Origin of the sequence: Pseudomonas zanjanensis, assembly GCF_014268745.2 — a bacterium.
GTDB lineage: Bacteria > Pseudomonadota > Gammaproteobacteria > Pseudomonadales > Pseudomonadaceae > Aquipseudomonas > Aquipseudomonas zanjanensis.
The window spans coordinates 3479812-3505194 of record NZ_JABWRB020000001.1; the positions used below are offsets into that span (position 1 = coordinate 3479812).

The window sequence follows — 25383 nt, forward strand, 5'->3', positions numbered from 1 at the left end:
TGCCTTTGTTTTACTCCTAATGGTCTTAACCCGGATTCACCCCCCAGAACCCGGGTTTTTTTTGCATGAAATTCAGGCGTGCGCCGATCGAACGTGAGCCAGCGGAAACAATTGCTTAAAATTTTCCGTCGTCTGCTCGGCAAATCGCTCGTAGGACTCGCCCCGCAGCATCGCCAGAAACTCCGCCACTTCCCGCACGTATTGCGGAAGGTTAGGCTTGCCGCGATAGGGGATCGGCGCCAGGTAAGGCGAGTCGGTTTCCACCAGCAGCCGATCAGCCGGCACTTTGCTGGCAACGTCGCGCAGGGCATCGGCATTGCGGAACGTGACAATCCCGGACAAGGAAATGTAATAGCCCATGTCCAAAGCAGCCTTGGCCATGTCCCAGTCTTCGGTGAAGCAATGCAGCACACCGGCCTGGGGCAGCGCGGCGTCACGCAGCAAGGCCAGGGTGTCGGCCCGGGCGCCGCGGGTGTGGATGATCACTGGTTTGCCGGTCTGCCGGGCGGCCTCCAGGTGCAGCCGGAACGACGCCTGTTGCACGTCGGCGGCTTCTGGCTCGTAGTGATAGTCCAGGCCGGTTTCGCCAATGGCGACCACCCGTGGATGATCGAGCTCACGCAACAACCAGTCGAGCGCTGGCGCGGCACCGGGCTGGACGTCCAATGGGTGGATGCCGACCGAACAATCGACGTCGGCATAACGCTCCGCCAGCGCCTTCACATCGGCGGCGTTGTCGGCGCTGACGCCGATGCACAGGAAGTGACCGACGCCCCGCTCCCGGGCCGCGTCCAGCGCGGCATCCAGGGAGCCGCCATGGGCAGCGAGGTCGAGACGATCAAGGTGACAATGGGAATCTACAAGCATAAAAGGCCAGGCTACATCGTATGGGTGGGACGGTCGGACTTCAGGGAGCCGGCCAAGTGGGTTTCGATCTGATTGCGGGCCGAATTGTCGCCGTCGCTGAACTGCACGCCCACGCCGGCGGCCCGATTGCCCTGGGCGCCCTTGGGGGTCAGCCAGATCACCTTGCCGGCGACCGGAATTTTCTCCGACTCATCCATCAGGCTCAAGAGCATGAACACCTCGTCGCCCAAGCGATAATTCTTGTTGGTCGGAATGAACAGGCCGCCGTTCTTGATGAAGGGCATGTAGGCGGCATAAAGCACCGACTTGTCCTTGATGGTCAGGGACAGGATGCCGTTGCGTGGACCGGGACTGACAGGTTCGTTCATGCTGATCTCCGCTGCGATTGAGCTGAGTCTAGGCGGTACCTGTCAACTTCGACCAGGCAAACTCGCCCACTGCACCAACAGCGCCTCGAGCAACAGCACTCGATTGAGGTTCGCCTTGCTCAGCACCTTCTGACGTTGGGCAAGAATCCAGTCCTGGATGTTCAAGATTTTATCCTGGCTGCTTTTTTGCGCCAGGTACTGGATCACTTTGCGCATGTCGGCCAGCCCCAGGCCGGCCTCGTCTTCGGTCAACTGGTAACGCAGGATCAGGCTCGACCAGTCGCAGAACCAGTCAAACAGCAACAGTAGCGGGATGGCGTTCCAGCCCTCGGCCAGTTGCGTGGGGGACTGCTGCTGCTTGAGCAGTTTCTTGACCCCGTCCACCACCAAGGCCCGCTGCTCACGCACGCCCTGGGCCTGAAGGCTGACAGCCGCCAGGGGCGAGCCAGCCGCGAGGGTCAGCAGCTCGACACGCTCTTCGTCGCTGCTGTCAGGCAGGGCCTGGGCCAACCATTGCAAGCTCATCGCCTCGCTTGGCAGCGGGCAGGCCTGTTGCACACAACGACTCTTGATGGTCGGCAGCAAGCGACTCGGCTGGTGGCTGACCAGCAGCAACACGGTATCGCCAGAAGGCTCTTCGAGGCTCTTGAGCAAGGCGTTGGCAGCGTTGATGTTCATCGACTCGACCGGCTCGATCAGCACCACTTTGCGCCCGCCCATCTGCGAGGTCTGGACCACGAAGCTGACCAGGTCGCGAACCTGGTCGACTTTGATCGCCTTGTCCGCCTCTTCCGGCTCCAGCACGTAATTGTCGGGATGGCTGCCGGCCTTGAGCAGCAGGCAGGACTTGCATTCGCCGCAAGCGTTGGAGACCCCCGGGCGTTGGCACAACAGGCTGGCCATCAGCCGCTCGGCCAGCGCCCGCTTGCCGATGCCGACCGGGCCGTGTAGCAGATAAGCATGGGCATGCTGGGCACGACCGGCCAGTTGCTGCCAGAGACCGTCTTGCCAGGGATAGGCTTCAGCCACGGACACGCTCCAGCAAACGTGGCAGCAAGCTATCCAGGGACTGCTGGACCTGGGTCAGCGGCTGCGCGGCATCGATCAGCAGGTAACGCACCGGATCGGCCTTGGCGCGCCCCAGGAAGGCATTGCGCACGGCATTGAAGAAAGCCTGGCCCTCAAGCTCGAAACGATCCAGCCGGCCACGGGCGCTGGCGCGGGCCAGGCCGATTTCCACCGGCAGGTCGAACACCAGGGTCAGGTCTGGGCGCAGCTCACCTTGGACGAAGCTTTCCAACGCGGCGATGCGCTCCACGGACAAGCCCCGGCCGCCGCCCTGGTAGGCATAGGTTGAATCGGTAAAACGATCGCAGAGCACCACGGCGCCACGGGCCAGCGCCGGGCGGATCACCTCGGCCAGATGCTGCGCCCTGGCGGCGAACACCAGCAGCAGCTCAGTGTCAGGGTTCATGACTTCTTCGAGGGGCGCCAGCAGCACCTCGCGAATTCGCTCGGCCAGTGGCGTACCGCCCGGTTCACGGGTCAATACCACCTCGATGCCGGCGGCCCGCAGGCGTTCGGCCAGGTATTCGCGGTTGGTGCTCTTGCCGGCGCCTTCCGGGCCTTCCAGCGTTATAAACAAGCCAGTCACGGGGCGATCCTTAATCAAAGTCATTGCGGGCTCGGTGGCTCGCTGGCGTCCGGTTCCGGGGCAGGTACCTGAGGTGGCACATGGGGCACCGCTTCAGGTGCCGTGTCGGGCGATGCCGCCGGGATCGGCGCCTGCTCGTCCGGCGTTACCGGCGCCGGACTGGAGCGGTAATCGGCACGGCGCTTGAGCTGGAACTCGCGCACCGCGTTGTTGTGCGATTCCAGGTCATCGGAAAACACATGGCTGCCATCGCCACGGGCGACAAAATAAAGACTGTTGCCCGGTGCCGGGTTCAACGCGGCATGAATCGCTTCGCGCCCCACCATCGCGATCGGCGTCGGTGGCAAGCCCGGGATCAGGTAGGTGTTATAGGGGTTCTCTTCTTTCAGATGGGCGCGGGTGAGCTTGCCGGTGTAGCGCTCACCCAACCCGTAGATCACTGTGGGATCGGTCTGCAGCAGCATGCCCAGGCGCATGCGCCGGACAAAGACGCCGGCAATTTGCCCACGCTCCTGGGGTACGCCGGTTTCCTTCTCCACCAGGGACGCCATGATCAGCGCCTGGTACGGCATGGTGTAAGGCACATCGGCGGCACGCTGTGCCCATTCCTTGGCGAGCACGTCTTCCAGACGGTCGTAGGCTTTTTTCAGCAGGTCGACATCCGATGTGCCGCGCACGAAGCGGTAGGTGTCCGGGAAGAACCGGCCTTCGGGAAATACTCCCGAATGACCCAGACGGTCCATCACCTCGCTGTCGCTCAGGTTGGCAAGGGTCTGCTGGAGTTTTTCATCCTTGGCCAGTGCGGCGCGCACCTGGCGGAAATTCCAGCCCTCCACCAGCGTCACGCTGTACTGCACCACTTCACCGCGCTTCCAGACACCGATCAGCCCCTCCATGGTCATGCCTGGCACCATCCGGTATTCACCGGAGTGCAACGGCTGGCCGGCAAGATTGAAGCGCCAATAGACACGCAGCCAGAAGGCGTCCTTGATCAGGCCATCGGCCTCGAGGCGCTTGAGGGTTCCGGTCGGGGTGGTTCCGTTGGGCACGTCCAGCAATTCTTCCTGGGTAATGTTCAGCGGCTGTTGCAGCGCCGAATGAATTTTCCAGGCCGAAGCGCCCAACAACAGCCCTGCCAGGACCAGTCCGGTCTCCAGCAGCAGCAAGAATTTACGTCTCACGAATCAAGCATCCAATAGCGCACGGGCAAGGGTTTGCAGTTTACGGGTGAGCGGGCCAACCGACCAGCACGCCGAACCGCATCCGCGTACCGGCCACACGCCATATACGCTGTTGCAGACGAAGACTTCATCGGCCTGGTGCAGTTGTTCGAGGCCGATGTCGGTGATTTGCGTGGCGATGCCCTGGGACTCGGCTTGAAACAATAATTCCGCGCGCATCACGCCGGCCACACCGCAACGGCTCAGGTCCGCCGTGAACAAAACGCCATCGCGCACCAGGAACAGGTTGCTGAATACGCCTTCGATTACCCGCCCAGACGCGTCCAACATCAAGCCTTCGGCGTACTGCCCATCGCGCCATTCGGCACGGGCCAGTACTTGTTCCAGGCGGTTGAGGTGCTTGAGGCCGGCAAGCAAGGGCTGCTCGGACAAACGCACGGTGCAGGGAAACAGGTGGACGCCTTGTTCGGCATGGGCAGTGGGATAAGTGGCCGGCGGGTTCCCTTGCAGGATGCGCTTGGCCGGCACCGAAGGATCAGCGGCATAACCGCGCAGGCTGTCGCCACGGGTCACGATCAGTTTCAGCACGCCATCACCCAGGCAACCGGCGTAGGTGCTCAATTCTGTACTCAATGCGCCCATGTCAACGTTGAGCGCCAAACGCTGGCATCCGGCTTCCAGGCGTTGCAGGTGGCGTTCCAACAGCACCGGGGTGCCATCGTGAACGGCGATGGTTTCGAATAACCCATCGCCGTAAGCCAGGCCGCGATCTTTCAGCGACAGGACGTCGGCCGGCTGACCGTCGACCCAGCTTTCCATCACCCAGCGAACCGGCGGAACACCAGCGAACCGTTGGTCCCGCCAAAACCGAAGGAGTTGGACAGCACCACATCGATATCCATGCTGCGGGCCGTGTGCGGCACGAAGTCCAGGTCGCAGCCATCGTCCGGCTCATCGAGGTTGATGGTCGGCGGCGCCGTCTGGCTGTTGATCGCCAATACGCTGAAGATCGCTTCCACCGCCCCTGCCGCACCCAGCAGGTGACCGGTCATGGACTTGGTCGAACTGACCGCCAGCTTGTAGGCATGCTCGCCGAACACGGTCTTGATCGCCTGGGCTTCGGCCAGGTCGCCGGCCGGGGTCGACGTGCCGTGGGCGTTGATGTACTGCACCTGCTCGCCGTTGAGCTTCGCGTCACGCAAGGCGTTGGCGATGCAACGGGCCGCACCGGCGCCGTCGGCCGGTGGCGAGGTCATGTGGTACGCATCGCCACTGGTGCCAAAGCCGATCAGCTCGGCATAGATAGTCGCGCCGCGCGCCTTGGCGTGCTCCAGTTCCTCGAGCACCAACGCACCGGCACCGTCGGACAACACGAAGCCATCACGGCCCTTGTCCCACGGCCGGCTCGCGCGGGCGGGCTCGTCGTTGCGGGTCGACAGCGCGCGGGATGCGCCAAAACCGCCCATGCCGAGGCCGCATGCGGCCATCTCGGCGCCTCCGGCAATCATCACATCGGCTTCGTCGTACATGATGTTGCGCGCGGCCATGCCGATGCAGTGGGTACCGGTGGTGCACGCCGTGGCGATGGCGTAGTTGGGTCCCTGGGCACCCAGGTGGATGGACAAGAAACCGGAAATCATGTTGATGATCGAGCCCGGCACGAAGAACGGAGAAATCCGTCGCGGCCCCGATTCGTGCAGCGTGCGGCTGGTTTCTTCGATATTGGTCAAGCCGCCAATACCCGAGCCCATGGCCACGCCGATGCGTTCACGGTTGGCGTCGGTGACTTCCAGGCCGGCGTTACGCACCGCCTGAAAACCGGCTGCCAGGCCGTATTGAATAAACAGGTCAAGCTTGCGGGCTTCCTTGACCGACAGGTATTCCTCGACATTGAAGCCCTTTACCGAGCCGCCGAAACGGGTGGAATAGGCAGAAAGGTCGGTGTGTTCGATCAGACCAATGCCACTGCGGCCGGCCAGAATGCCCTGCCAACTGCTCGGCACATCCGTGCCCAGTGGCGACAACATACCCATACCGGTGACTACGACGCGTCTACGCGACACAGCACTCTCCTTTTTCTAATGACGACTTTGCATCAGGCCTAAAGAAAAAACCGCACGCCGTGATGGCAGTGCGGTTTTTCCATGACAGCTAGCGACGACTAAAAACGATTACGCCTGGTGGCTGGTAACGTAGTCGATAGCAGCTTGTACAGTAGTGATCTTCTCAGCTTCTTCGTCAGGAATCTCGGTCTCGAATTCCTCTTCCAGAGCCATCACCAGCTCAACGGTGTCAAGGGAGTCGGCACCCAGGTCTTCTACGAAGGAAGCGGTGTTCACAACTTCTTCTTCTTTAACGCCCAGTTGCTCGGCAACGATTTTCTTGACGCGCTCTTCGATGGTGCTCATACCTTGTTTTCACTCCTAATGGACAAATTCAGGCAGCTGGCCGGTGGGTAAGTGTATAGAAGAACTTTTCGGTTTTTCAACCGAAAGCTTCACTCCTCAAACCCAGCGGCCCGCTGTCTATAAATTGATTGCAGCTTTATAACGGATTTTAGACAGCTCGTATGACATTTTTTTGAAGCAATCCGTCACATTTAACTCATGTACATCCCGCCGTTCACCGGGATTGTAGCCCCGGTCACGTATGCCGCACCGTCCGACGCAAGAAAAGCGACCACGGACGCGATTTCTTGAGCTTGCCCCAGACGACCCAGCGGAATCTGCGTCAACAAGGCTTCACGCTGTGCTTCCGGCAGTTCACGGGTCATGTCGGTGTCGATGAAACCCGGTGCAACCGAGTTTACCGTAATCGAGCGCGAACCCACTTCACGCGCCAGCGCACGGCTGAAACCTTCCAGACCGGCCTTCGCCGCAGCATAGTTTACTTGGCCTGCGTTGCCCATGGCACCCACAACCGAGCCGATACTGATAATTCGACCCCAGCGCGCCTTGGTCATGCCACGCAGAACGCCCTTGGACAGCCGGTACAGACTGTTCAGGTTGGTGTCGACCACGTCGAACCATTCGTCATCTTTCATGCGCATCATCAGGTTATCGCGGGTGATACCGGCATTATTGACCAGGATCGCCGGCGCACCGAACTGCGCCTGAATGCTCGCCAGCACCGCCGCAACGGATTCGTCGCTGGTGACGTTCAGTTCAAGGCCGGTTCCTTGGATGTCGTTTTCCTTCAGGGTCGCGGCGATGCGCTCGGCGCCCGAAGCGGAAGTCGCGGTGCCGATGACGATGGCGCCTTGACGACCCAGTTCCAGGGCGATGGCCTGGCCGATGCCACGGCTTGCACCGGTCACCAGTGCAACTTTACCTTGCAGACTCATGCAAGCTTCTCCTGTTCAGGCCTGCGCTGCACGGGTGGCAGCGAAGGCATCTGGGGTATTGAGATTGGAAGTCGACACGCCTTCGGCGCAGCGTTTGTTCAGGCCTGCCAGCACTTTGCCAGGACCGCATTCGACCAGTTCGGTCGCGCCCTTGGCTGCCAGGGCCTGCACCGATTCGACCCAGCGAACCGGCTTGTAGAGTTGCTCCAGCAGATCACGCTTGAGGGTCTCGAGATCTGGCGCCACATTGGCGCTGACATTCTGCACCACGGGAATCTGCGGAGCCTGCCAGTCGATGGCAGCGATGGATTCGGCAAAGCGCTCGGCGGCCGGACGCATCAGTTCACAGTGCGACGGCACGCTGACCGGCAGCGGCATGGCACGCTTGGCACCACGAGCCTTGCAGCCTTCGATGGCACGCTCGACGGCCGCCTTGGCACCGGCGATGACTACCTGGCCCGGGGAGTTGAAGTTCACCGCGCTGACCACATCGCCTTGTGCCGCTTCGGCACAGGCGGCGAGCACATCAGCGTCTTCCAGACCCAGGATCGCGGCCATGCCGCCCTGCCCGGCCGGAACGGCCTCTTGCATCAACTGGCCACGACGCTCCACCAGTTTCACCGCGGCGCCCAGGCTCAGGCTGCCAGCGGCCACCAGGGCGCTGTATTCGCCCAGGCTGTGACCGGCGACGAACGCCGGGCGCGCGCCGCCTTCAGCCAGCCACAAGCGCCACAAGGCGATCGAAGCGGTGAGGATGGCTGGCTGGGTTTTATCGGTTTGATTGAGCTGCTCTTCCGGCCCTTGCTGGGTCAATGCCCACAGGTCATAGCCGAGCGCATCGGAAGCTTCTTTGAATGTTTCGAGGACCAGCGGGTATTGCGCGCCCAGCTCGGCCAGCATGCCGAGGGACTGCGAGCCCTGCCCTGGAAAGACGAATGCGAGGGAAGCAGACATGAAAACAAAGCCCCTAATGATCTTGTCGTCAAAAATTGACGCCCCTGGGGGCGCTAGCAAACTGCAAATTGGATGGCGGGTTGAACCGACCGGTCACATTTAAGCATTGTCGGACGAAAACGCCTAAGTTAACAAATCCTCGAGGCGACCGTGCAAGCGCTCCGGCAGGTTCTCCTGGATCTCGATCACCGCTCGGTTGATCGCACTTTGGAACCCCAGCACGCCCGCCGATCCGTGACTCTTGATCACGATACCTTGCAGCCCGAGGAAGCTCGCTCCGTTGTGCCGCGCCGGCGCCAGGTCGGCCTGCAACCGACGCATCAACGGCAGCGCCAAGGCGCCGACCACCCGCGAGGCGAGGCTTTGCCTGAATAAAGTCTCGATGCGCTGGCCGATCATGGTGGCCAGCCCCTCGCTGGATTTGAGCAGGATATTGCCCACGAAGCCGTCACAGACCACCACATCGGCCTCGCCACGGTACAAGCCATCGCCTTCGACGAAACCGATGTAGTTAATACCCCGCGCAGCCTGCAACAACGTGGCCGCCAGCTTGACCTGCTGGTTACCCTTGATGTCTTCGGTGCCGATATTCAACAGCGCCACGCGAGGACGCACGATGCCCAGGGTTTCAGCCGCGACCGAGCCCATCACCGCAAATTGCAGCAAATGCTCGGCACTGCAGTCGACGTTTGCCCCCAGGTCGAGCAACTGACAGAACCCACGCTGGGTCGGGATCGCCGCCACCATCGCCGGCCGGTCGATACCCGGCAAGGTCTTGAGTACGTAGCGCGACAGTGCCATCAGCGCACCGGTATTGCCGGCACTGACACAGGCCTGGACCTTGCCATCGCGCAGCAGCTCAAGGGCCACCCGCATCGAGGCGTCAGGCTTGCCGCGCAGGGCCTGGGCTGGCTTTTCGTCCATGGCGATGATTTCAGACGCCGGGACAATCGTCAGGCGCGCGCGATCCACAGCCGATTGGCCGCTGAGCATGTCTTCCAGGAGGGGGGATTGACCGACGAGGGTCAGGTGCAGCGAGGGAGTAGCATTCAGGCAAGCAAGGCTGGCCTGAACAATGCTGCGGGGACCGAAGTCCCCGCCCATTGCGTCAATCGCGATGACTTGAGCGGACAAGTGATTACTCGTCGGCGCCCTTGTCGATCACTTTACGGCCACGGTATACGCCTTCTGGCGATACGTGGTGACGCAGGTGAACTTCACCGGTGGTCTTTTCTACGGACAGGGTGCTAGCCTCGAGAGCGTCGTGCGAACGGCGCATGTCACGGGCAGAGCGGGATTTTTTGTTCTGCTGAACAGCCATAATTGATTAACTCCTAAACGTTTGGGTCACGCTTTAACTGCGCCAATACACTGAACGGGTTGGACCGCGTTACCTCGTCCTCGCTCGGTTCGGGCTCATCTGCTCCCGCCGGCTGCTGGCATTCTTCCGGATGATGAGCAGGCACAATGGGCAAGGCGAGCAGAAGCTCCTCCTCGATCAGTGACTGCAGATCCAATGGATCTTCGCCCAGTTCCAGCACGTCATAACCTTTCGGCAACGACTGGGTATTCGCACCCTCCTTCACCACGGCGTAACTGCATTCGCTGTGGATCGGCAGGGTGACCAGCTCAAGACAACGCTGGCAAACCATTTTGACTTCGGTGTCGATAAAGCTGTGGATAACCACAGATTTACGTTCATCTCGTTCAAAAACGAATTTGGCCTGGACCGTACCGACATCGTCGGAAAGCGGGTCGCAGAGTCTCTTCAAATCGGCCAGCAGCAGTTCACCTTGAAGGGTGGTGCCACGGTCAGCCAATTTGCGCGGGTCAACGTGAGGTGGAATCGGGTCATTCAACATAGGCGCAGCATTATAGGGATGCCCCCAGCCATGTCAAAGGAAATTCAGCCCTGTCCGTCACTTGCGTGCCTCGCTAGAATTCACCCCTGCCTCCTGGAGACGTCCATGCTGCCTTTATTACTTGCCTCGAGCTCGGTCTATCGCCGGGAATTGCTTGCCCGCCTGGGACTGCCGTTCGTCTGCAGCTCACCCGATATCGACGAAAGCCATCGCCCCGGCGAGCCCGCCGTCGAGCTGGTCAAACGCCTGGCCCAAGAAAAAGCCCTGGCGCTGGCCGACAGCCATCCGGCCCACCTGATCATCGGCTCAGACCAGGTCGCCGTGCTCGGCGAGCGCATCCTGGGCAAACCCCACACCTTCGACAATGCTCGCGAGCAACTGCTGGCCGCCAGCGGCACCAGGGTCACGTTCCTGACCGGCCTGGCGCTATTCAACAGCCAGACCGGCGCCTGCCAGGTCGATTGCGTTCCATTTACCGTCAACATGCGCACCCTGGATCCTGGGCGCGTCGAACGCTACCTGCGCACCGAACAACCCTACGACTGCGCCGGCAGCTTCAAGGCCGAGGGGCTTGGCGTAAGCCTGTTCCAGAGCACCGAAGGGCCGGACGCCACCAGCCTGATCGGGCTGCCGTTGATTCGTCTTGTGGATATGTTGCTGGTCGAGGGCGTGCAGGTTCCCTAACGCTAAAATCCGTGGCGAGGGAGCTTGCTCCCGTTCGGTTGCGCAGCGACCGCAAAATCTGGGGCCGCTTCGCAGCCCAGCGGGAGCAAGCTCCCTCGCCACAGGGAAACTTGCACCCACTATATCGCGAGACGCCTAGCGCAACGCAGGCCCCTGGAACCCCATCCACATCGCCAGGTGCTGGGCGACACTGGCACCCAACTTCTTCGAGAAGCGGTCGATCGGTGACTCTTCGACGGTGAAATCCACCAACTCTTTCTCACCAATCACATCCCGAGCCACGGAACTGGCGCTGCCCAGGCCATCGATCAAGCCCAGCGGCAACGCCTGCTCGCCCGACCAGACCAGCCCGGAGAACAACTCTGGATGCTCTTTGTCTTTCAGGCGCTCGCCCCGCCCTTTCTTGACGCTGGCGATGAACTGTTTATGGGTGGTGTCGAGCACGCCCTGCCAGAACGCCGTCTCCTCAGGCTTTTGCGGCTGGAACGGATCCAGGAAGGATTTGTGCTCGCCCGCGGTATAGACCCGACGCTCCACCCCAAGCTTGCCCAGCGTCTCGACGAAGCCATAACCGGCCGCCGTCACGCCAATGGAACCCACCAGGCTGGCCTTGTCGGCATAGATCTGGTCCGCGGCACTGGCGATGTAATAAGCACCGGAGGCGCCGAGATCGGCAATCACCGCGTAGAGCTTGATGTCCGGGTGCGCCGCACGCAAACGAACGATTTCGTCATAGACGTAGCCGGCCTGTACCGGACTGCCGCCCGGGCTATTGATGCGCAGCACCACCCCTTTGACTTTCGAGTCTTCGAACGCAGCTCGCAGGCTACCGATGATGTTGTCCGCGCTGGCCGCTTCCTTGTCGGCGATCATGCCTTCAATATCGATGACCGCCGTATAGGCTGCACCACCTCCCGGACTCGTTTTCCCGTCAACCGCCTGGTAGATCAGCGCCAAGCCGAAAAACAGATAGATAAAGACCAGGCACTTGAAGAAGATCCCCCACCGGCGCGCACGACGCTGCTCTTCCACCCCGGCCAGCAGGGTCTTTTCCAACAGCTTCCAGCTTTTTTCGTCACCGTTGTCAGCGCTCGCTTTGGCCGGTGCCTTCCATTCATCGGTCATACATGCATCCTCAACAGACTTTAATCAGCGCGCCGGCTCAGCCAGGCGTGCAATTCAGGAAAATGGTCGATCGCCAGTCGCGGCTCGAACGCCTTGAGCGCCTCGATGGACTGCGCACCATAGCTGACAGCCACCGAACCCATGCCGGCGTTACGCGCCATCTGCAGGTCGAACGAGGAATCCCCCACCATCAACGCTTGCGCAGGCTCTACCCCACAATGGGCCAGTATCTGTTCGAGCATCAAAGGATGCGGTTTGCTGGCCGTCTCATCGGCGGCACGAGTGATGTCGAAATAATCATCCCACCCATGGGCCTTCAATACCCGATCCAACCCCCGACGAGCCTTGCCGGTCGCGACCGCCAAGCGATAACCCTCGCCTTTCAAGGTTTCAAGGGTATGAACCACGCCCTCGAACAACGGCGAAGGCTCAGCCTCCAGCGCGATGTAGTGATCGGCATAGTGCTGGCGAAAAACCACCAGCGCATCGTCATCGATATCCGGGTACAAGCTGCGAATCGCTTCCGGCAATCCCAGGCCGATGATGCCCTTCACTGCAAAATCGTCGCACCGGGCCAAACCCGAACGATCCGATGCGACATGCATCGCTTCGACAATCCGACCAACAGAGTTCGCCAGAGTGCCGTCCCAATCGAAGATCAGCAATTTGTAGTCAGGATGCACTCAACCGCTCCACGGTCTTGGCCCACATATCATCCACCGGGGCCTGCAACTTCAGCTCGCCACCATCGGGCAGCGGCACGGTGAGCATATAGGCATGGAGAAACAGGCGCTTGCCGCCCAGGTCGCGGATTTCCTTGGTGAAATCGTCGTCGCCGTATTTGCTGTCACCGGCAATGCAGTGGCCGGCGTGCAGGGTATGGACGCGGATCTGGTGCGTACGCCCAGTCACCGGTTTGGCCTCGACCAAGGTGGCGAAGTCGTCGAAACGGCGCAATACCTTGAACACCGTCAGCGCCTCCTTGCCCTCCTCGTTGACTTCCACCATGCGCTCGCCGGAACGCAGGTTGCTCTTGAGCAGCGGCGCACGGACCTGCTTGATGGAGGTCTCCCAGCGCCCACGCACCAGCGCCATGTAGCGCTTGTCGACACCATCGCCGCGCAACTGCTCGTGCAGGTGGCGCAACATGCTGCGTTTCTTGGCAATCATCAGCAGGCCGGAGGTGTCGCGGTCGAGGCGATGGACCAGCTCCAGTTCCTTGGCGTCCGGACGCAACTGACGAAAGGCTTCGATCACGCCGAAATTCAGGCCGCTGCCGCCGTGGACCGCAATGCCCGCGGGCTTGTTGATCACGATCAGGGCCTTGTCTTCATAGACGATCGAGGCTTCAAGGCGTTGCAATAATCCCTGGGCCAGGGGTACCGGCTCATCGCGCTCGGGCACGCGAACCGGGGGCACGCGCACGATGTCGCCGGCCTGGAGCTTGTATTCAGGCTTGATCCGACCTTTGTTCACTCGCACTTCGCCTTTGCGCAAAATGCGGTAGATCAAGGTCTTGGGCACGCCTTTGAGCCGGGCCAGCAGGAAATTATCGATTCGTTGGCCGGCATATTCCGGCGAGACCTCGAGCAGTTGAACGCCAGGGGTCGAAGGGGCAGTAGTTGTCATGGCGGCGATCATAACAATTTTTTATGGAATTGAAGCACTTAATCATTGCTGCTATAGTCGCGAACGCCGCCAAAAGTGGCTGGACAGTGGACCAGCGGTCAAAAACCGGCCCTGACCAACGCAATTCACGAGGACGAGAGGCCGTCCTACGGGGCTTTCGCTACGTAACGGTAGAGTTTTCAGGTGTAACGAGCGCAGGTGACATGAGGCCTGAGATACGCCGCAAAGCAGAGTTTTGACTCGCCTTGCGCGCCACATTCACGGCCAGTTCACAAAGTGCAGTCAGCTGCGAACGACCCCGAGCGAGAGCTTCGGAAACAACGCCTAAATTAGCCATGATGCGTGACCTCCCCTTCCGGAGCTCACGGTAAATGCCAACCCGCTGCGGATTCTGCGCGCGGCAGCACCCGAATTATCAGGGATACGTGTAGGGTGGAGACGTACAACCGTCGGACTGTGTAGCACTAGGCTTATATTTAGACGCTTCATCTCGTCCACAGACGCCGGTTGATTCCTCCTCCTGACTGAGTGCTTGAGTACCAGCAAGCAGGACGCGTCCGTCGCGACTTCGCCATCATTGGGCCGAACTCGCTGGACACTGGAATGGCCTTGCCACCTCCAGGACGCACCTGACACCGACCGTGAGAAGTCGTGTGTGCCGAACGCCGTTTCCGGCAGCCCGGAAACCGACGGTACTACATGAAAAGAATGCTGATTAACGCAACTCAACCCGAAGAGTTGCGTGTTGCACTGGTAGACGGCCAGCGCCTCTACGACCTGGATATCGAATCCGGTGCACGCGAGCAGAAGAAGGCCAACATCTATAAAGGCCGGATTACTCGCATCGAACCAAGCCTTGAGGCTGCCTTTGTCGATTTCGGCTCCGAGCGCCACGGCTTCCTGCCCCTCAAAGAAATCTCCCGCGAATACTTCAAGAAGGCCCCTGAAGGCCGCGTCAACATCAAGGACGTCCTGAGCGAAGGCCAGGAAGTCATCGTCCAGGTCGAAAAAGAAGAACGTGGCAACAAGGGCGCCGCCCTGACCACCTTCATCAGCCTGGCCGGCCGTTACCTGGTCCTGATGCCGAACAACCCGCGTGCCGGCGGCATCTCCCGTCGCATCGAAGGCGAAGAGCGCAACGAACTGCGTGAAGCCCTCAATGGCTTGGTCGCACCGGCCGACATGGGCCTGATCGTGCGCACTGCAGGCCTGGGTCGCAGCAGCGAAGAAATGCAGTGGGACCTCGATTACCTGCTGCAACTGTGGACCGCCATCAAAGAAGCCTCGCTGGATCGTTCCGCACCGTTCCTGATCTACCAGGAAAGCAACGTGATCATCCGCGCCATCCGCGATTACCTGCGCCAGGACATCGGCGAAGTGCTGATCGACAGCGTCGAAGCCCAGGACGAAGCCCTGACCTTCATTCGCCAGGTGATGCCGCAGTACGCCAGCAAGATCAAGCTCTACGAAGACAGCGTTCCGCTGTTCAACCGTTTCCAGATCGAAAGCCAGATCGAGACCGCCTTCCAGCGCGTCGTCGAACTGCCGTCCGGCGGCTCCATCGTCATCGACCCGACCGAAGCCCTGGTGTCCATCGACATCAACTCGGCGCGCGCCACCAAAGGCAGCGACATCGAAGAAACCGCCCTGCAGACCAACCTTGAAGCGGCCGAGGAAATCGCCCGTCAGTTGCGCCTGCGCGACATTGGCGGCCTGATTGTCATCGACTTCATCGACATGACCCCGGCCAAGAACCAGCGCGCCGTGGAGGAAAAAGTCCGTGAATGCCTGGAAGCCGACCGCGCCCGCGTCCAGGTCGGTCGTATCTCGCGCTTCGGCCTGCTGGAAATGTCCCGTCAGCGCCTGCGTCCATCCTTGGGCGAAAGCAGCGGCATCGTTTGCCCGCGTTGCAACGGCACCGGCATCATCCGTGACGTCGAGTCGCTGTCCCTGGCGATCCTGCGCCTGATCGAAGAAGAAGCCCTGAAGGACCGCACCGCCGAAGTTCGCGCCCAAGTGCCGATCCCGGTGGCCGCGTTCCTGCTCAACGAAAAACGCAACTCGATCACCAAGATCGAACTGCGCACCCGCGCCCGTATCGTCATCCTGCCGAACGATCACCTCGAGACGCCGCACTTCGAAGTGCAGCGCCTGCGCGATGACAGCCCGGAAGCCCACACCAACCAGTCCAGCTACGAAATCGCTGCTGCCGCTGCCGAAGTGGAAGAAGTCCAGCCGGCCGCCGCCACTCGCACCCTGGTTCGCCAGGAAGCCGCGGTCAAGACCGCACCGGCCCGCGCCAACGCTCCGGTTCCTACCGAAGTGGTTGCCCCGGTTGCCGCCCCGGCCGCAGCCCCGGAGCCGAGCCTGTTCAAAGGCCTGGTGAAGTCGCTGGTCAGCCTGTTTGCAACCAAGGAAGAGCCAGCTGCCCCGGCCGTCGTCGCCAAGCCTGCCGCTACCGAGCGTCCGGCCCGCAACGAAGAACGCCGCAACGGTCGCCAGCAAACCCGCAACCGCAACGGTCGTCGCGACGAAGAGCGCAAGCCTCGCGAAGAACGTGCACCGCGTGAAGAACGCGCGCCGCGTGAGCCGCGTGAAGAGCGCCAGCCGCGCGAGGCCCGTGAGGAAGCGCCAGTCGTAGCCCGCGAAGAACGCGCACCGCGTCCGCCGCGTGAAGAACGCCAGCCGCGCGCACCGCGTGAAGATCGCAAGCCACGTGGCGAGCGTGAAGAGCGTGTTCGCGAACTGCGCGAGCCACTGGATGCCGCCCCGGCCGTGGCTGTTGCCACTGCTGAAGAGCGTCCGGCTCGCCCGCCTCGTGAAGAACGCGCGCCGCGTCCGCCACGTGAGGAGCGCCAGCCTCGCGCTGAACAGGCAGCCGCCGCTGCCAGCGAAGAAGAAGTGCTGAACGCCGAAGAGCAGTTGCAGGAAGACGGCCAGGACACCGCCGAAGGTGATCGTCCACGCCGCCGCTCCCGTGGCCAGCGTCGTCGCAGCAACCGTCGTGAGCGTCAACGCGACGCCAACGGCAATGTGATCGAAGGTTCGGAAGAGTCCGAGTCCAGCGAAAACGCCGAAGCGCCAAGCGCTGCGGATCTGGCCGCCGGCCTGGCCGTGACTGCGGCCGTTGCCAGCAGCGCGATCAGCGCTCCGGCCGAAGCCCAGGCGCACGAACAAGCCGAACGTGCCACCGCTGCGGTGGAAAGCGCGCCGGTTGAAGCGCCTGCGGTCGAAGCCACCACCCCGGTAGAAGCCACCGCTTCGCCAGAAGTGGAACTCGCACCGGCACCTGAAGCCCAGCCTGAAGCTGAAGTCGCCGCCGAGCCTGCATCGGTCGTCGAGACACCAGTGGTGGCTGCCGAACCGGTCGTCGAAGCACCGGCCGAAGAAAAGGCACCCGAGCCTGTCCGCGAAGAGCAGACGGCGTTCAACTGGACCGCCGAGCCTGCCGCACCGGCACCGGTTGTCGAGCCTGAGCCGGCACCAGAGCCCGTGAAAGCGGTCGAGCCAGAAGTGGTCGAGCCTGCTCCAGTGGTCGAAGCGCCCGTGGTTGCCGAAGCCCCTGCCCCGCTGGAAGAGCCTGCACCGGCCAGTGCCCTGACCGCGAATGGCCGCGCGCCGAACGATCCACGTGAAGTGCGTCGTCGCAAGCGTGAAGCCGAGCGTCTGCAGAAGGAAGCCGAACAAGCTGCCGCTGCCGCCGCTCAAGTGCCTGCCGCCGAGACAGCTCCAGTCGTGGAAGACGTTGCCGAGGCAGCCCCTGCCCCGGTCGCCGAAACCCCGGCTGAATCAGCTCCGACGTTCGACGAACCTCAGCACGTCGCTGAAGAAATCGCACCGCGTCACACTGAAGCCCAGGAAAAAGAGCACGAGCCTAAACCTCACGCCTGATTCCACCGCCCAGTAAAAAGCCCCGCCTGGTAACGCCAGGCGGGGCTTTTTTATGCCTGCAGACTTATCCACAGGGGAACTGGGCCGGACACAAGACTCATATCCGCCGAAGCTCCCACAATGTTTACTGTTGATCAATCTGTGCCGTGATGGCTGGGAAGCTTTTGTGGCGAGGGAGCTTGCTCCCGCTTGACCGGGCTGGCGCTCCAGTGCGCAGCGCTCATCGCTTTCTGGGGGCCGCTGCGCGACCCAGCGGGAGCAAGCTCCCTCGCCACAGGACCGTGCTGTTCCCATAAACCTTGGGGTATCCAACATCACTGCAAATTGACCCTGCGCCATCGCTCGCACACAAGGGGCCGGCGCCCGGCACAAGGCTTATATCCATTGGAGATCCAATGTGGGAGCCGAGCTTGCTCGCGATAGCGTCGTCTCAGCCTGCATCAATGTTGAATGCCAAACCGCTTTCGCGAGCAAGCTCGCCCCCACAATGTTTACCGTTGATCAATCTGTGCCGTGATGGCTGGGAAGCTTTTGTGGCGAGGGAGCTTGCTCCCGCTTGACCGGGCTGGCGCTCCCAGTGCGCAGCGCTCATCGCTTTTTGGGGCCGCTGCGCGACCCAGCGGGAGCAAGCTCCCTCGCCACAGGACCGTGCTGTTCCGAGAAACCTGGTGGTATCCAACATCACTGCAAATTGACGACCCTCCGCCCTCGCGAGCTTGCTCCCAAAGGGTTTTGCGTCGCCTGTTATTTGAAGGTCAGTGCCTCTGGCACATCGACATCCCACGTCACGCCCGGATCGTCCACCGGTACTTCGACTACCTGCGCCCCGGCAAACAATGCCTTGGCGCCACGATCTCCAGTCAACGCCATCAATTTCGGCCCAAACCCACGACCAAATCCCACCGGATGCCCGTACTCCCCAGCCAGGACCGGCACGCTGATCCCATCCTCATGAATCCCCGCCGTCACCTGCTCAATGCTCGACGGCAAGATGAAGGGCATGTCGCCCAGCACTATCAGCCAGCCATCAAGATCAGGGCAAGCCTGGACACCCGCGGCGATGCTGTCACCCAGGCCGGGGGAGTCCAGCTCCAGGAAATCGCACCCATACGCCTGGGCCATGCGTATGGCTTGTGGCCGGTCCTTGTTCGTCACCAACACACGCTTTCCCAGGGAGGCCGGCAGATTCACCAGCACCTGCTCGATCACCGACCGCACGGCGCCGTCACGCCCGGTGCAATCGGCGAGCAATTTATCCTTGTCGGGACCTGCAATCCGGCGGAAACGGCTGCCCGCTCCCGCTGCCAGGATGATCACGCCAATCGACTCGCCCATACGTCCTCCTTGCCCACGGCTTACAACGGCTTTTTCTGCCGCAGCTCCACGCCATTCTTGATGGCCACGATTTCCGCCAGCAACGACAAGGCGATTTCCGCCGGGGTGTGACTGCCGATGTGCAAGCCAATCGGTCCATGCAAGCGTTCAATGGCCTCTGCTGACAAGCCTAGCTGAGCCAGGTTGTCCCGGCGCTTCTGGCTGTTGACCCGCGAACCCAGGGCGCCGACATAAAAGGCCTTGGAGTCCAAGGCCGTGAGCAGCGCCATGTCGTCCAGACGCGGGTCATGGGTCAGGGCCACAATGGCCGTGCGCTCGTCGGTCTGGATGCTCAGCACCGCTTCATCGGGCATGCCGGTGACGAAGCGCCCATGCTGCTCCTCCCAACCGTAGACGAACTCCTTGCGCGGATCGCAGATCAGCACCTCGAAATCCAGCAGCCGGGCCATTTCCGCCACGTAGCGCGACAGTTGTCCGGCCCCGATCAGCAGCAGCCGCCAACGCGGGCCGTAAATGGCCCGCAACACCTGCCCATCGAACATCAAAGCGTCGGTCTTGCTGGCCGGGGTCAAGACCACGTTGCCGCTGGCGACGGTCAGCTCACGGGCAACGATTTCATGGGCCTCGCAACGCTCCAGCAACTGGGCGACCCAGTGCGGATCGCCCACCCGCTCTTCGGTCAGGCGCAGGGTGCCACCGCACGGCAGGCCGAAGCGCGCCGCCTCTTCGCGAGTAACGCCATAGGTGATCAGTTGCACCGGCGGACCGTCCGCCGGAATGCGGCCGTCGTGCAACCGGGCGATCAGGTCATCCTCGACACAACCGCCCGACACCGAACCAATCACCACGCCATCTTCACGCAGGGCCAGCATCGCCCCCGGCGGCCTGGGCGCGGTGCCCCAGGTCTGGACCACGGTGAACAACACCACCCGCAGCCCGGCGCGGCGCCATTCAAGCACGCTGCGCAAGACATTCAGATCGACGCTGTCCATCAGGCCTTCGCCTGTTGCCAGCCTTGCAGCTGATAGCGCACAGGCAGGTTACGGATACGCTTGCCCGTGGCGGCGAAGATCGCGTTGCACAAGGCTGGCGCAATCGGCGGCACGCCCGGCTCGCCGACACCGCCCAACGGCACCTCGCCCGGCGGCGTGACCAGATGCACCGCCACGTCCTTGGGCGCCAGGGACATGCGCGCGATTTCATACATATGGAAGTTGTCCTGCTGCACCTTGCCGTCCTTGAAGCTGATCTCGCCCACCATCGCATTGCCCAGGCCCATGACACAGGCGCCTTCGAACTGTGAGCGGATGCGTTCGGGGTTGATCTGCGGACCGCAGTCCACGGCGATGTCCGCCTTGTGCACGATCACCGTGCCGTCGTCCTTGACCTCGACTTCAATCGCCGCCGCCACGTAGGTGACGAAGCTGTAATGCACCGCCAGCCCCAACCCTCGGCCCTTGGGCAACTCCCGCCCCCAACCGGCAGCCTTCGCTGCGGTTTCCAGCACCGTGCGGATTCGCGCCGTATCGATCGGATAACGCTCGGGGGATTCGCCATAGTTCCAACTGTCATTGAGGCTATTCGGATCGATCTTGCGGTCCGGACCCAGCAGCTTGAGGTGGTACTTCAGCGGATCCTGGCCGGCCTTGTGGGCCAACTCGTCAATGAAGCTCTGGATCGCAAAACCATGGGGAATGTTCGACACCGAGCGGTACCAGCCCACCCGGGTATGGGCCACCGCCTCGGGGTTTTCCAGGCGCAGGTTGGGAATGGCGTAGGCCATGTTGGTCACGCCCATGCCCACTTCGAACGGCGCCTCGTGGGTCATGCCCGGTGCAAACAATGCGGTGATGGTCGGGGCCACGGTGCGATGCAGCCAACCGGAAGGCATGCCGTCCTTGTTCAAGCCAGCCTTCAAGTACTCGGCCGACACGGTGTGGAAATACGAGTGGTGAATATCGTCCTCACGGGTCCACTGCACGCGTACGGCCTGGCCGGGAAATTCCTTGGCGAGCACCGCCGCTTCGACGACGAAGTCGGGTTTCGACTTGCGTCCGAAACCGCCGCCCAACAAGGTGATATTCACCGTAACCTTCTCGAAAGGAATGCCCAGGCGCTCAGCGACACGTTCACGAGTGACCTGCGGCGCCTGGCTCGGTGCCCAGGCCTCGCATTGGCCATCCTTGAACCGAGCGACGGCAACCATCGGCTCCATAGGCGATTGCGACAGGTGCGGCAAGTAATACGATGCCTCCAATGTCGAATCAGCCTTGGCCAGCGCATCGTCGAGGTCGCCGCTGCTGCGCACGACTTTTCCAGGCTTGAGGGCCGCCGCCTCCAACTCCTTGCGATAGGCAATGGAGTCGTAGCCGGCATTCGGGCCGTCGTCCCACTGGATCTTCAGGGCCTCGCGACCCTTGATCGCCGCCCAGGTGTTTTTCGCCACCACCGCCACGCCGCCCAACGGCTGGAACTCCGAGGGCAGCGGTCGCCCTTCAATCGACACCACCTTGACCACGCCCGGCACCTTCAGCGCCGCGCTGCTGTCCACGCTCTTGACCTTGCCGCCATAGACCGGCGGACGCGCGATGACGGCATAGAGCATGCCCTCGAAATGCACGTCAGCCCCGAAGACTGCGCGACCGTTGACGATGTCCGCGCCATCGATGGCCCGGCTCGCTTCCTTGCCGATATAGCGGAACTCGGACGGCTGCTTGAGGCGCAGGCTGTCACGGGCAGGTACTGGCAAGGCGCTCGCGGCAGCGGCCAACTCGCCATAGCCGAGTTCGCGCCCCGAAGGCTGGTGCACCACCTTATGCATCTGCGCACGGCATTCGCCTACTGGCACGTTCCACTGCGCAGCGGCGGCCAGTTCCAGCATGGTCCGGGCGGCGGCCCCGCAACGGCGCATCGGCTCGTACCAGTGACGCATGCTGCGCGAGCCGTCAGTGTCCTGGTTGCCGAAACGCGCTTCATCGGCCGGCGCTTGCTTGACCTTGACGAGTGCCCAGTCGGCTTCCAGCTCATCGGCCACGACCATGCTCAGGCTGGTGCGCACGCCCTGGCCCATTTCCGAACGGTTGCAGATCACGGTCACGCTGCCATCGGCGGCAATGCTCACATAGACCTTGGGATCGTCGACCGCGCCATGGGGCATGCCCTCGGCGCCAAATTTCTTCTCTTCGGCAAAGGCCTCCGGCAGGCCCCATGTGGCCGCCAGCACCAGCACACCGGTGGCACTCGCGCCCTTGAGGAAACCACGACGGCTGAGGTTGCTCAGCACGAAATCATCGGGCAAGCGGCTCATGCCTTGGCCTCCTTCAGGTGAGTGGAGGCCTGGCGGATCGCGGTCTTGATCCGGTTGTAGGTGCCGCAGCGGCAGAGATTGCCGACCATGGCTTCCTCGATCTGCTCATCGCTCGGGTTGGGGTTGGTCTTGAGCAGCGCCGTGGCGGACATGATCTGCCCGCCCTGGCAGTAACCGCACTGGGCCACGGCGGTATCGAGCCAGGCCTTCTGGACCACTTGCCCGACCGGGTCGGCGTGAAGCCCGTCGATGGTGCTGATGGCCTGCCCTTTCACCGAACCGATTGGCGTGATGCAGCTGCGCGCCGGGGCGCCGTCGATGTGGATGGTGCAGGCGCCGCACAGGCCCATGCCGCAGCCGAATTTGGTGCCGTTGTAACCGGCCACATCCCGGATAGCCCACAGCAGTGGCATGTCCTCGGTCACATCCAGTTGATGGTCTTTTCCATTGAGTTTCAGGGTAATCATGGGCACGCCCGCACAGTGATCGAATTATGGGGTCGAGCAATCTGCCGCTGGGTTAGCGGTTCGGTTCGCGCAGACTGGCTCAGGCTGATCAGGCTCTCTTATGCAAGCGCACGCAGGCGTCTGCATCGGGCCTTTTGGATGCGATGGTCGCATCGTTAGGAGGCTAAATTAACCCAGGATCAAGCAAAACGCCCTGCACAATCCTGCACAAATGATCGTGTGCAGGGTGTGCAGGGCGTTTTTTCAGGCGATTGCGAGAAGGCCGCTCAGTACCGATTCGGCTCCATTTCCAGCTCGACCTGGAAACGTTCGGCAATGTCTTTCTGGATGCGCAGGGCCAGGTCCAACAATTGCGGGCCGGTAGCGTTGCCGTAATTGACCAGCACCAGCGCCTGCAACTTATGCACCCCGGCATCGCCCTCGCGAAAGCCCTTCCAGCCGGCCCGTTCGATCAGCCAGCCAGCAGCGATTTTCATCTGCCCGCCAGGCTGTGGATAAGCCACCAGGTCGGGGTATTGCTGCTTGAGATGCGTCACGTGCGTGGCCGGCACCAGCGGGTTCTTGAAGAAACTGCCGGCATTGCCCAGCACGGCCGGGTCGGGGAGTTTTTCGCTGCGAATGCTGCAAATGGCCCGGCTCACATCCGTTGGCGTCGGCTGATCGATACCCTGCTCGGTCAATCGCTGGCGGACGGGACCGTATTCCAGGTGCAAGTGCGCAGCGCGACTGAGGGCGAAACGCACCCGCAGGATCAACCAGCGCCCGGCCTGTTGCTTGAACAGGCTGTCGCGGTAGGCGAAACGGCATTCTTCGAGGGTGAACTCGTGCAATTCGCCGGTCTGGCGATCCAGCGCGGTGAGGCCAGCGAAGACATCCTTGATCTCCACACCGTAGGCGCCGATGTTTTGCATCGGTGCCGCGCCTACAGTACCGGGAATCAGGCTGAGGTTTTCCAGGCCCGACCAGCCTTGTGCCAGCGTGTGCTGGACGAAGGGATGCCAGGGTTCCCCGGCTTCGGCCTCGACCACCACCCGCTCGCCGTCATCGCTGACCAGGCGGATCCCCTGGCTGGCCATGCGCACCACCAAGGCATCGATGTCGCCGGTCAGCAGCAGGTTGCTGCCGCCGCCGATCATCAGCAACGGCACGCCATGTTCGCTGGCGTAGGCCAGCGCCTGGCGTACATCGGCGTCGCTGTGGGCTTCGGCGAACAAGCGGGCGCTGACGTCCACGCCAAAACTGTTGAAGGGCTTGAGGCTGACGCCCGCCCGCACCTGCAAGGTCATAACCGCCCCTTCAATTCGATCACCAGGCGATCCGTGGCGCGTTCGATCAAGTCCAGCACCTGCTCGAAACCCTGCTCGCCGTCGTAATACGGGTCCGGCACATCGTCGAGTTCGGCTTCGTAGCGCCGCAGGAACAGATCCAGCTCGGCCCTGCCCTTCGCCGGTTGCAGGGCCTGGAGATTGCGCAAGTTACTGCTGTCCATCGCCAGGATCAGGTCGTAGGCGGCAAAGTCGGCGCGCGTCACTTGTTGCGCGCGCTGGGCCGACAAGTCGTAGCCACGCCGCAGGGCCGCGGCCTGGCTGCGCTTGTCCGGGGCCTTGCCGACGTGCCAGTCACCGGTGCCGGCGGAAGCGACTTCCACCTGTCCAGCCAGCCCGGCCTCGCGCAACTTGTGGCGCAAGATGCCTTCGGCGGTGGGCGAGCGGCAGATATTGCCGAGGCAGACGAACAGGACCCGCATCAAGCCTCCAGCAGGCGACGAACGCGCTCGAGGTCTTCGGCGGTGTCGACACCGGTCGGCGGGGCGATCAACGCATCGGCGACATGGATCCGCACGCCATGCCACAAGGCCCGCAGTTGTTCCAGCGCTTCAGTGTTTTCCAGCCAGCACGGGCCCCAGGTGACGAAGTCCTGGAGGAAACCGGCGCGGTAGGCGTAGATGCCGATGTGACGGCGGTACGGCACGCCTTCTGGCAGCACGTCGCGGTCTTGGGCGAAGGCATCCCGCGCCCAGGGCAACGTCGCGCGGCTGAAGGTCAACGCCAGGCCATTGAGGTCGCTGACCACCTTGACCACGTTGGGGTTGAACAAGGTCTGCACATCCTCGATCGGCTCGGCCAGGGTGGCCATGCGCGCTTCGGTGTGGGCCGCGAGGTTGGCGGCGACCTGATCGATCACGCTCGGCGGGATCAACGGCTCGTCACCTTGCACATTGACGACGATCGCGTCGGCGGCCAGTCCAAGCTTCGCCGCGACTTCCGCCAGGCGATCGGTGCCGGAATTATGGTCTTCGCGCGTCAGTACGACCTCGGCGCCAAAGCCTTTGCAGGCCTCGACGATGCGCGCATCGTCAGTCGCCACCACGACGCGCTGGGCGTTGCTTTTGCAGGCTTGTTCCCAGACATGCTGGATCATCGGCTTGCCGGCAATCGACAGCAGCGGCTTGCCGGGCAGGCGCGTCGAGGCAAAGCGCGACGGAATGACAACGGTAAAGGCGGTAGTCATTTATCCAGGCGCTCGTCGGTGGTCAGGGTACGGGCTTCGCTTTCGAGCATCACCGGGATGCCGTCGCGAATCGGGTAAGCCAGGCCGGCGCCCTTGCTGATCAGTTCGGTCTTGTCGGCGCTGAGCTTGAGCGGGCCTTTGCAGACTGGGCAGGCCAGAATATCGAGCAGTTTGGTGTCCATGGAATTCCCCTGGGTAAAAGGTG

General features: G+C 62.2%; 26 protein-coding genes. 2 read left to right on the plus strand and 24 right to left on the minus strand.

What is annotated here, in order from left to right:
- Positions 1–72: 72 nt before the first annotated feature.
- The 13 genes from HU715_RS14755 to HU715_RS14815 all read right to left on the minus strand — a co-directional run bounded on the left by HU715_RS14755 (position 73) and on the right by HU715_RS14815 (position 10229).
- Positions 73–867 carry a TatD family hydrolase gene (locus tag HU715_RS14755; protein WP_186707200.1) on the minus strand — a complete coding sequence of 265 codons (795 nt, stop codon included), beginning with the start codon at positions 865–867 and terminating at the stop codon, positions 73–75.
- 11 nt (positions 868–878) lie between these two features.
- A complete protein-coding gene (locus tag HU715_RS14760; protein ID WP_186707199.1) occupies positions 879–1235 on the minus strand; it encodes a PilZ domain-containing protein in 357 nt (118 codons plus the stop codon).
- A 42-nt stretch (positions 1236–1277) separates the two neighbouring features.
- The gene (locus tag HU715_RS14765; RefSeq protein ID WP_186707198.1) at positions 1278–2264 is read right to left on the minus strand and encodes a DNA polymerase III subunit delta'; all 987 of its coding nucleotides are present in this window, start codon (positions 2262–2264) and stop codon (positions 1278–1280) included.
- Positions 2257–2889, minus strand: coding sequence for a dTMP kinase (gene tmk, locus HU715_RS14770; protein ID WP_186707245.1), 633 nt, complete (start codon positions 2887–2889; stop codon positions 2257–2259). The genes HU715_RS14765 and tmk overlap by 8 nt, the downstream gene beginning before the upstream one ends.
- Before the next feature lie 20 nt (positions 2890–2909).
- Positions 2910–4070 carry an endolytic transglycosylase MltG gene (gene mltG, locus HU715_RS14775; protein ID WP_186707197.1) on the minus strand — a complete coding sequence of 387 codons (1161 nt, stop codon included), beginning with the start codon at positions 4068–4070 and terminating at the stop codon, positions 2910–2912.
- Positions 4071–4073: 3 nt separating this feature from the next.
- Entirely contained in the window at positions 4074–4889 is an 816-nt protein-coding gene (gene pabC / locus HU715_RS14780; RefSeq protein WP_186707196.1) for an aminodeoxychorismate lyase, read from the minus strand.
- Positions 4889–6133, minus strand: a complete 1245-nt coding sequence (gene fabF / locus HU715_RS14785; protein WP_186707195.1) for a beta-ketoacyl-ACP synthase II — start codon at positions 6131–6133, stop codon at positions 4889–4891. Before fabF ends, pabC begins: the two co-directional genes overlap by 1 nt.
- A 108-nt stretch (positions 6134–6241) precedes the next feature.
- The gene (gene acpP / locus HU715_RS14790) at positions 6242–6478 is read right to left on the minus strand and encodes an acyl carrier protein (RefSeq protein WP_003175607.1); all 237 of its coding nucleotides are present in this window, start codon (positions 6476–6478) and stop codon (positions 6242–6244) included.
- Positions 6479–6669: 191 nt separating this feature from the next.
- Positions 6670–7413, minus strand: coding sequence for a 3-oxoacyl-ACP reductase FabG (gene fabG / locus HU715_RS14795; protein WP_186707194.1), 744 nt, complete (start codon positions 7411–7413; stop codon positions 6670–6672).
- A 15-nt stretch (positions 7414–7428) separates the two neighbouring features.
- Entirely contained in the window at positions 7429–8367 is a 939-nt protein-coding gene (fabD, locus tag HU715_RS14800; RefSeq protein ID WP_186707193.1) for an ACP S-malonyltransferase, read from the minus strand.
- Positions 8368–8490: 123 nt separating this feature from the next.
- Positions 8491–9501 carry a phosphate acyltransferase PlsX gene (plsX, locus tag HU715_RS14805; RefSeq protein ID WP_186707192.1) on the minus strand — a complete coding sequence of 337 codons (1011 nt, stop codon included), beginning with the start codon at positions 9499–9501 and terminating at the stop codon, positions 8491–8493.
- A gap of 4 nt (positions 9502–9505) precedes the next feature.
- Positions 9506–9688, minus strand: a complete 183-nt coding sequence (rpmF, locus tag HU715_RS14810; protein WP_003179396.1) for a 50S ribosomal protein L32 — start codon at positions 9686–9688, stop codon at positions 9506–9508.
- Positions 9689–9701: 13 nt separating this feature from the next.
- A complete protein-coding gene (locus tag HU715_RS14815; RefSeq protein ID WP_003204262.1) occupies positions 9702–10229 on the minus strand; it encodes a YceD family protein in 528 nt (175 codons plus the stop codon).
- A 105-nt stretch (positions 10230–10334) separates the two neighbouring features.
- On the opposite strand from HU715_RS14815, the gene HU715_RS14820 reads away from it, so the two are divergent.
- Positions 10335–10913, plus strand: a complete 579-nt coding sequence (locus HU715_RS14820) for a Maf family protein (protein WP_186707191.1) — start codon at positions 10335–10337, stop codon at positions 10911–10913.
- 135 nt (positions 10914–11048) lie between these two features.
- Here HU715_RS14820 and HU715_RS14825 read toward each other — a convergent pair whose 3' ends face one another.
- Genes HU715_RS14825 through rluC form a run of 3 tightly spaced genes read right to left on the minus strand, consistent with a single transcriptional unit; the run spans position 11049 to position 13667 of the window.
- Positions 11049–12038, minus strand: a complete 990-nt coding sequence (locus HU715_RS14825; RefSeq protein WP_186707190.1) for a S49 family peptidase — start codon at positions 12036–12038, stop codon at positions 11049–11051.
- Between the two features lie 20 nt (positions 12039–12058).
- Complete coding sequence (locus HU715_RS14830) at positions 12059–12721, minus strand: HAD-IA family hydrolase (RefSeq protein ID WP_186707189.1); 663 nt, start codon at positions 12719–12721, stop codon at positions 12059–12061.
- Positions 12711–13667: a 23S rRNA pseudouridine(955/2504/2580) synthase RluC gene (rluC, locus tag HU715_RS14835; RefSeq protein WP_060743156.1), complete on the minus strand. Its 957-nt coding sequence runs from the start codon at positions 13665–13667 to the stop codon at positions 12711–12713. Before rluC ends, HU715_RS14830 begins: the two co-directional genes overlap by 11 nt.
- A gap of 699 nt (positions 13668–14366) precedes the next feature.
- On the opposite strand from rluC, the gene rne reads away from it, so the two are divergent.
- A complete protein-coding gene (gene rne, locus HU715_RS14840; protein ID WP_186707188.1) occupies positions 14367–17558 on the plus strand; it encodes a ribonuclease E in 3192 nt (1063 codons plus the stop codon).
- A gap of 744 nt (positions 17559–18302) precedes the next feature.
- Here the strand turns inward: rne and HU715_RS14845 are convergent.
- The 8 genes from HU715_RS14845 to HU715_RS14880 form a co-directional block, all read right to left on the minus strand.
- Positions 18303–18893: a nucleotidyltransferase family protein gene (locus HU715_RS14845; protein ID WP_186707187.1), complete on the minus strand. Its 591-nt coding sequence runs from the start codon at positions 18891–18893 to the stop codon at positions 18303–18305.
- 20 nt (positions 18894–18913) lie between these two features.
- The gene (locus HU715_RS14850) at positions 18914–19885 is read right to left on the minus strand and encodes an XdhC family protein (RefSeq protein ID WP_186707186.1); all 972 of its coding nucleotides are present in this window, start codon (positions 19883–19885) and stop codon (positions 18914–18916) included.
- Complete coding sequence (locus HU715_RS14855; protein ID WP_186707185.1) at positions 19885–22200, minus strand: xanthine dehydrogenase family protein molybdopterin-binding subunit; 2316 nt, start codon at positions 22198–22200, stop codon at positions 19885–19887. The genes HU715_RS14850 and HU715_RS14855 overlap by 1 nt, the downstream gene beginning before the upstream one ends.
- Positions 22197–22667: a (2Fe-2S)-binding protein gene (locus HU715_RS14860; protein WP_053123841.1), complete on the minus strand. Its 471-nt coding sequence runs from the start codon at positions 22665–22667 to the stop codon at positions 22197–22199. Before HU715_RS14860 ends, HU715_RS14855 begins: the two co-directional genes overlap by 4 nt.
- A gap of 266 nt (positions 22668–22933) precedes the next feature.
- Entirely contained in the window at positions 22934–23953 is a 1020-nt protein-coding gene (gene murB, locus HU715_RS14865; RefSeq protein ID WP_186707184.1) for a UDP-N-acetylmuramate dehydrogenase, read from the minus strand.
- A complete protein-coding gene (locus HU715_RS14870) occupies positions 23950–24414 on the minus strand; it encodes a low molecular weight protein-tyrosine-phosphatase (RefSeq protein WP_186707183.1) in 465 nt (154 codons plus the stop codon). Before HU715_RS14870 ends, murB begins: the two co-directional genes overlap by 4 nt.
- Positions 24414–25178, minus strand: a complete 765-nt coding sequence (gene kdsB, locus HU715_RS14875; protein ID WP_186707182.1) for a 3-deoxy-manno-octulosonate cytidylyltransferase — start codon at positions 25176–25178, stop codon at positions 24414–24416. The genes HU715_RS14870 and kdsB overlap by 1 nt, the downstream gene beginning before the upstream one ends.
- Positions 25175–25360 (minus strand): Trm112 family protein, encoded by a 186-nt coding sequence (locus HU715_RS14880; protein WP_003179363.1) that lies wholly within the window; start codon positions 25358–25360, stop codon positions 25175–25177. The genes kdsB and HU715_RS14880 overlap by 4 nt, the downstream gene beginning before the upstream one ends.
- Positions 25361–25383: the final 23 nt, after the last annotated feature.

Coding starts and splice junctions, on each gene's coding strand:
- HU715_RS14755 (WP_186707200.1), bottom strand. CDS start 867: ATGCTTGTAGATTCCCATTGTCACCTTGATCGTCTCGACCTCGCTGCC.
- HU715_RS14760 (WP_186707199.1), bottom strand. CDS start 1,235: ATGAACGAACCTGTCAGTCCCGGTCCACGCAACGGCATCCTGTCCCTG.
- pabC (WP_186707196.1), bottom strand. CDS start 4,889: ATGGAAAGCTGGGTCGACGGTCAGCCGGCCGACGTCCTGTCGCTGAAA.
- acpP (WP_003175607.1), bottom strand. CDS start 6,478: ATGAGCACCATCGAAGAGCGCGTCAAGAAAATCGTTGCCGAGCAACTG.
- fabG (WP_186707194.1), bottom strand. CDS start 7,413: ATGAGTCTGCAAGGTAAAGTTGCACTGGTGACCGGTGCAAGCCGTGGC.
- fabD (WP_186707193.1), bottom strand. CDS start 8,367: ATGTCTGCTTCCCTCGCATTCGTCTTTCCAGGGCAGGGCTCGCAGTCC.
- rpmF (WP_003179396.1), bottom strand. CDS start 9,688: ATGGCTGTTCAGCAGAACAAAAAATCCCGCTCTGCCCGTGACATGCGC.
- HU715_RS14815 (WP_003204262.1), bottom strand. CDS start 10,229: ATGTTGAATGACCCGATTCCACCTCACGTTGACCCGCGCAAATTGGCT.
- HU715_RS14820 (WP_186707191.1), top strand. CDS start 10,335: ATGCTGCCTTTATTACTTGCCTCGAGCTCGGTCTATCGCCGGGAATTG.
- HU715_RS14825 (WP_186707190.1), bottom strand. CDS start 12,038: ATGACCGATGAATGGAAGGCACCGGCCAAAGCGAGCGCTGACAACGGT.
- rluC (WP_060743156.1), bottom strand. CDS start 13,667: ATGACAACTACTGCCCCTTCGACCCCTGGCGTTCAACTGCTCGAGGTC.
- rne (WP_186707188.1), top strand. CDS start 14,367: ATGAAAAGAATGCTGATTAACGCAACTCAACCCGAAGAGTTGCGTGTT.
- HU715_RS14845 (WP_186707187.1), bottom strand. CDS start 18,893: ATGGGCGAGTCGATTGGCGTGATCATCCTGGCAGCGGGAGCGGGCAGC.
- HU715_RS14850 (WP_186707186.1), bottom strand. CDS start 19,885: ATGGACAGCGTCGATCTGAATGTCTTGCGCAGCGTGCTTGAATGGCGC.
- HU715_RS14855 (WP_186707185.1), bottom strand. CDS start 22,200: ATGAGCCGCTTGCCCGATGATTTCGTGCTGAGCAACCTCAGCCGTCGT.
- HU715_RS14860 (WP_053123841.1), bottom strand. CDS start 22,667: ATGATTACCCTGAAACTCAATGGAAAAGACCATCAACTGGATGTGACC.
- murB (WP_186707184.1), bottom strand. CDS start 23,953: ATGACCTTGCAGGTGCGGGCGGGCGTCAGCCTCAAGCCCTTCAACAGT.
- HU715_RS14870 (WP_186707183.1), bottom strand. CDS start 24,414: ATGCGGGTCCTGTTCGTCTGCCTCGGCAATATCTGCCGCTCGCCCACC.
- kdsB (WP_186707182.1), bottom strand. CDS start 25,178: ATGACTACCGCCTTTACCGTTGTCATTCCGTCGCGCTTTGCCTCGACG.
- HU715_RS14880 (WP_003179363.1), bottom strand. CDS start 25,360: ATGGACACCAAACTGCTCGATATTCTGGCCTGCCCAGTCTGCAAAGGC.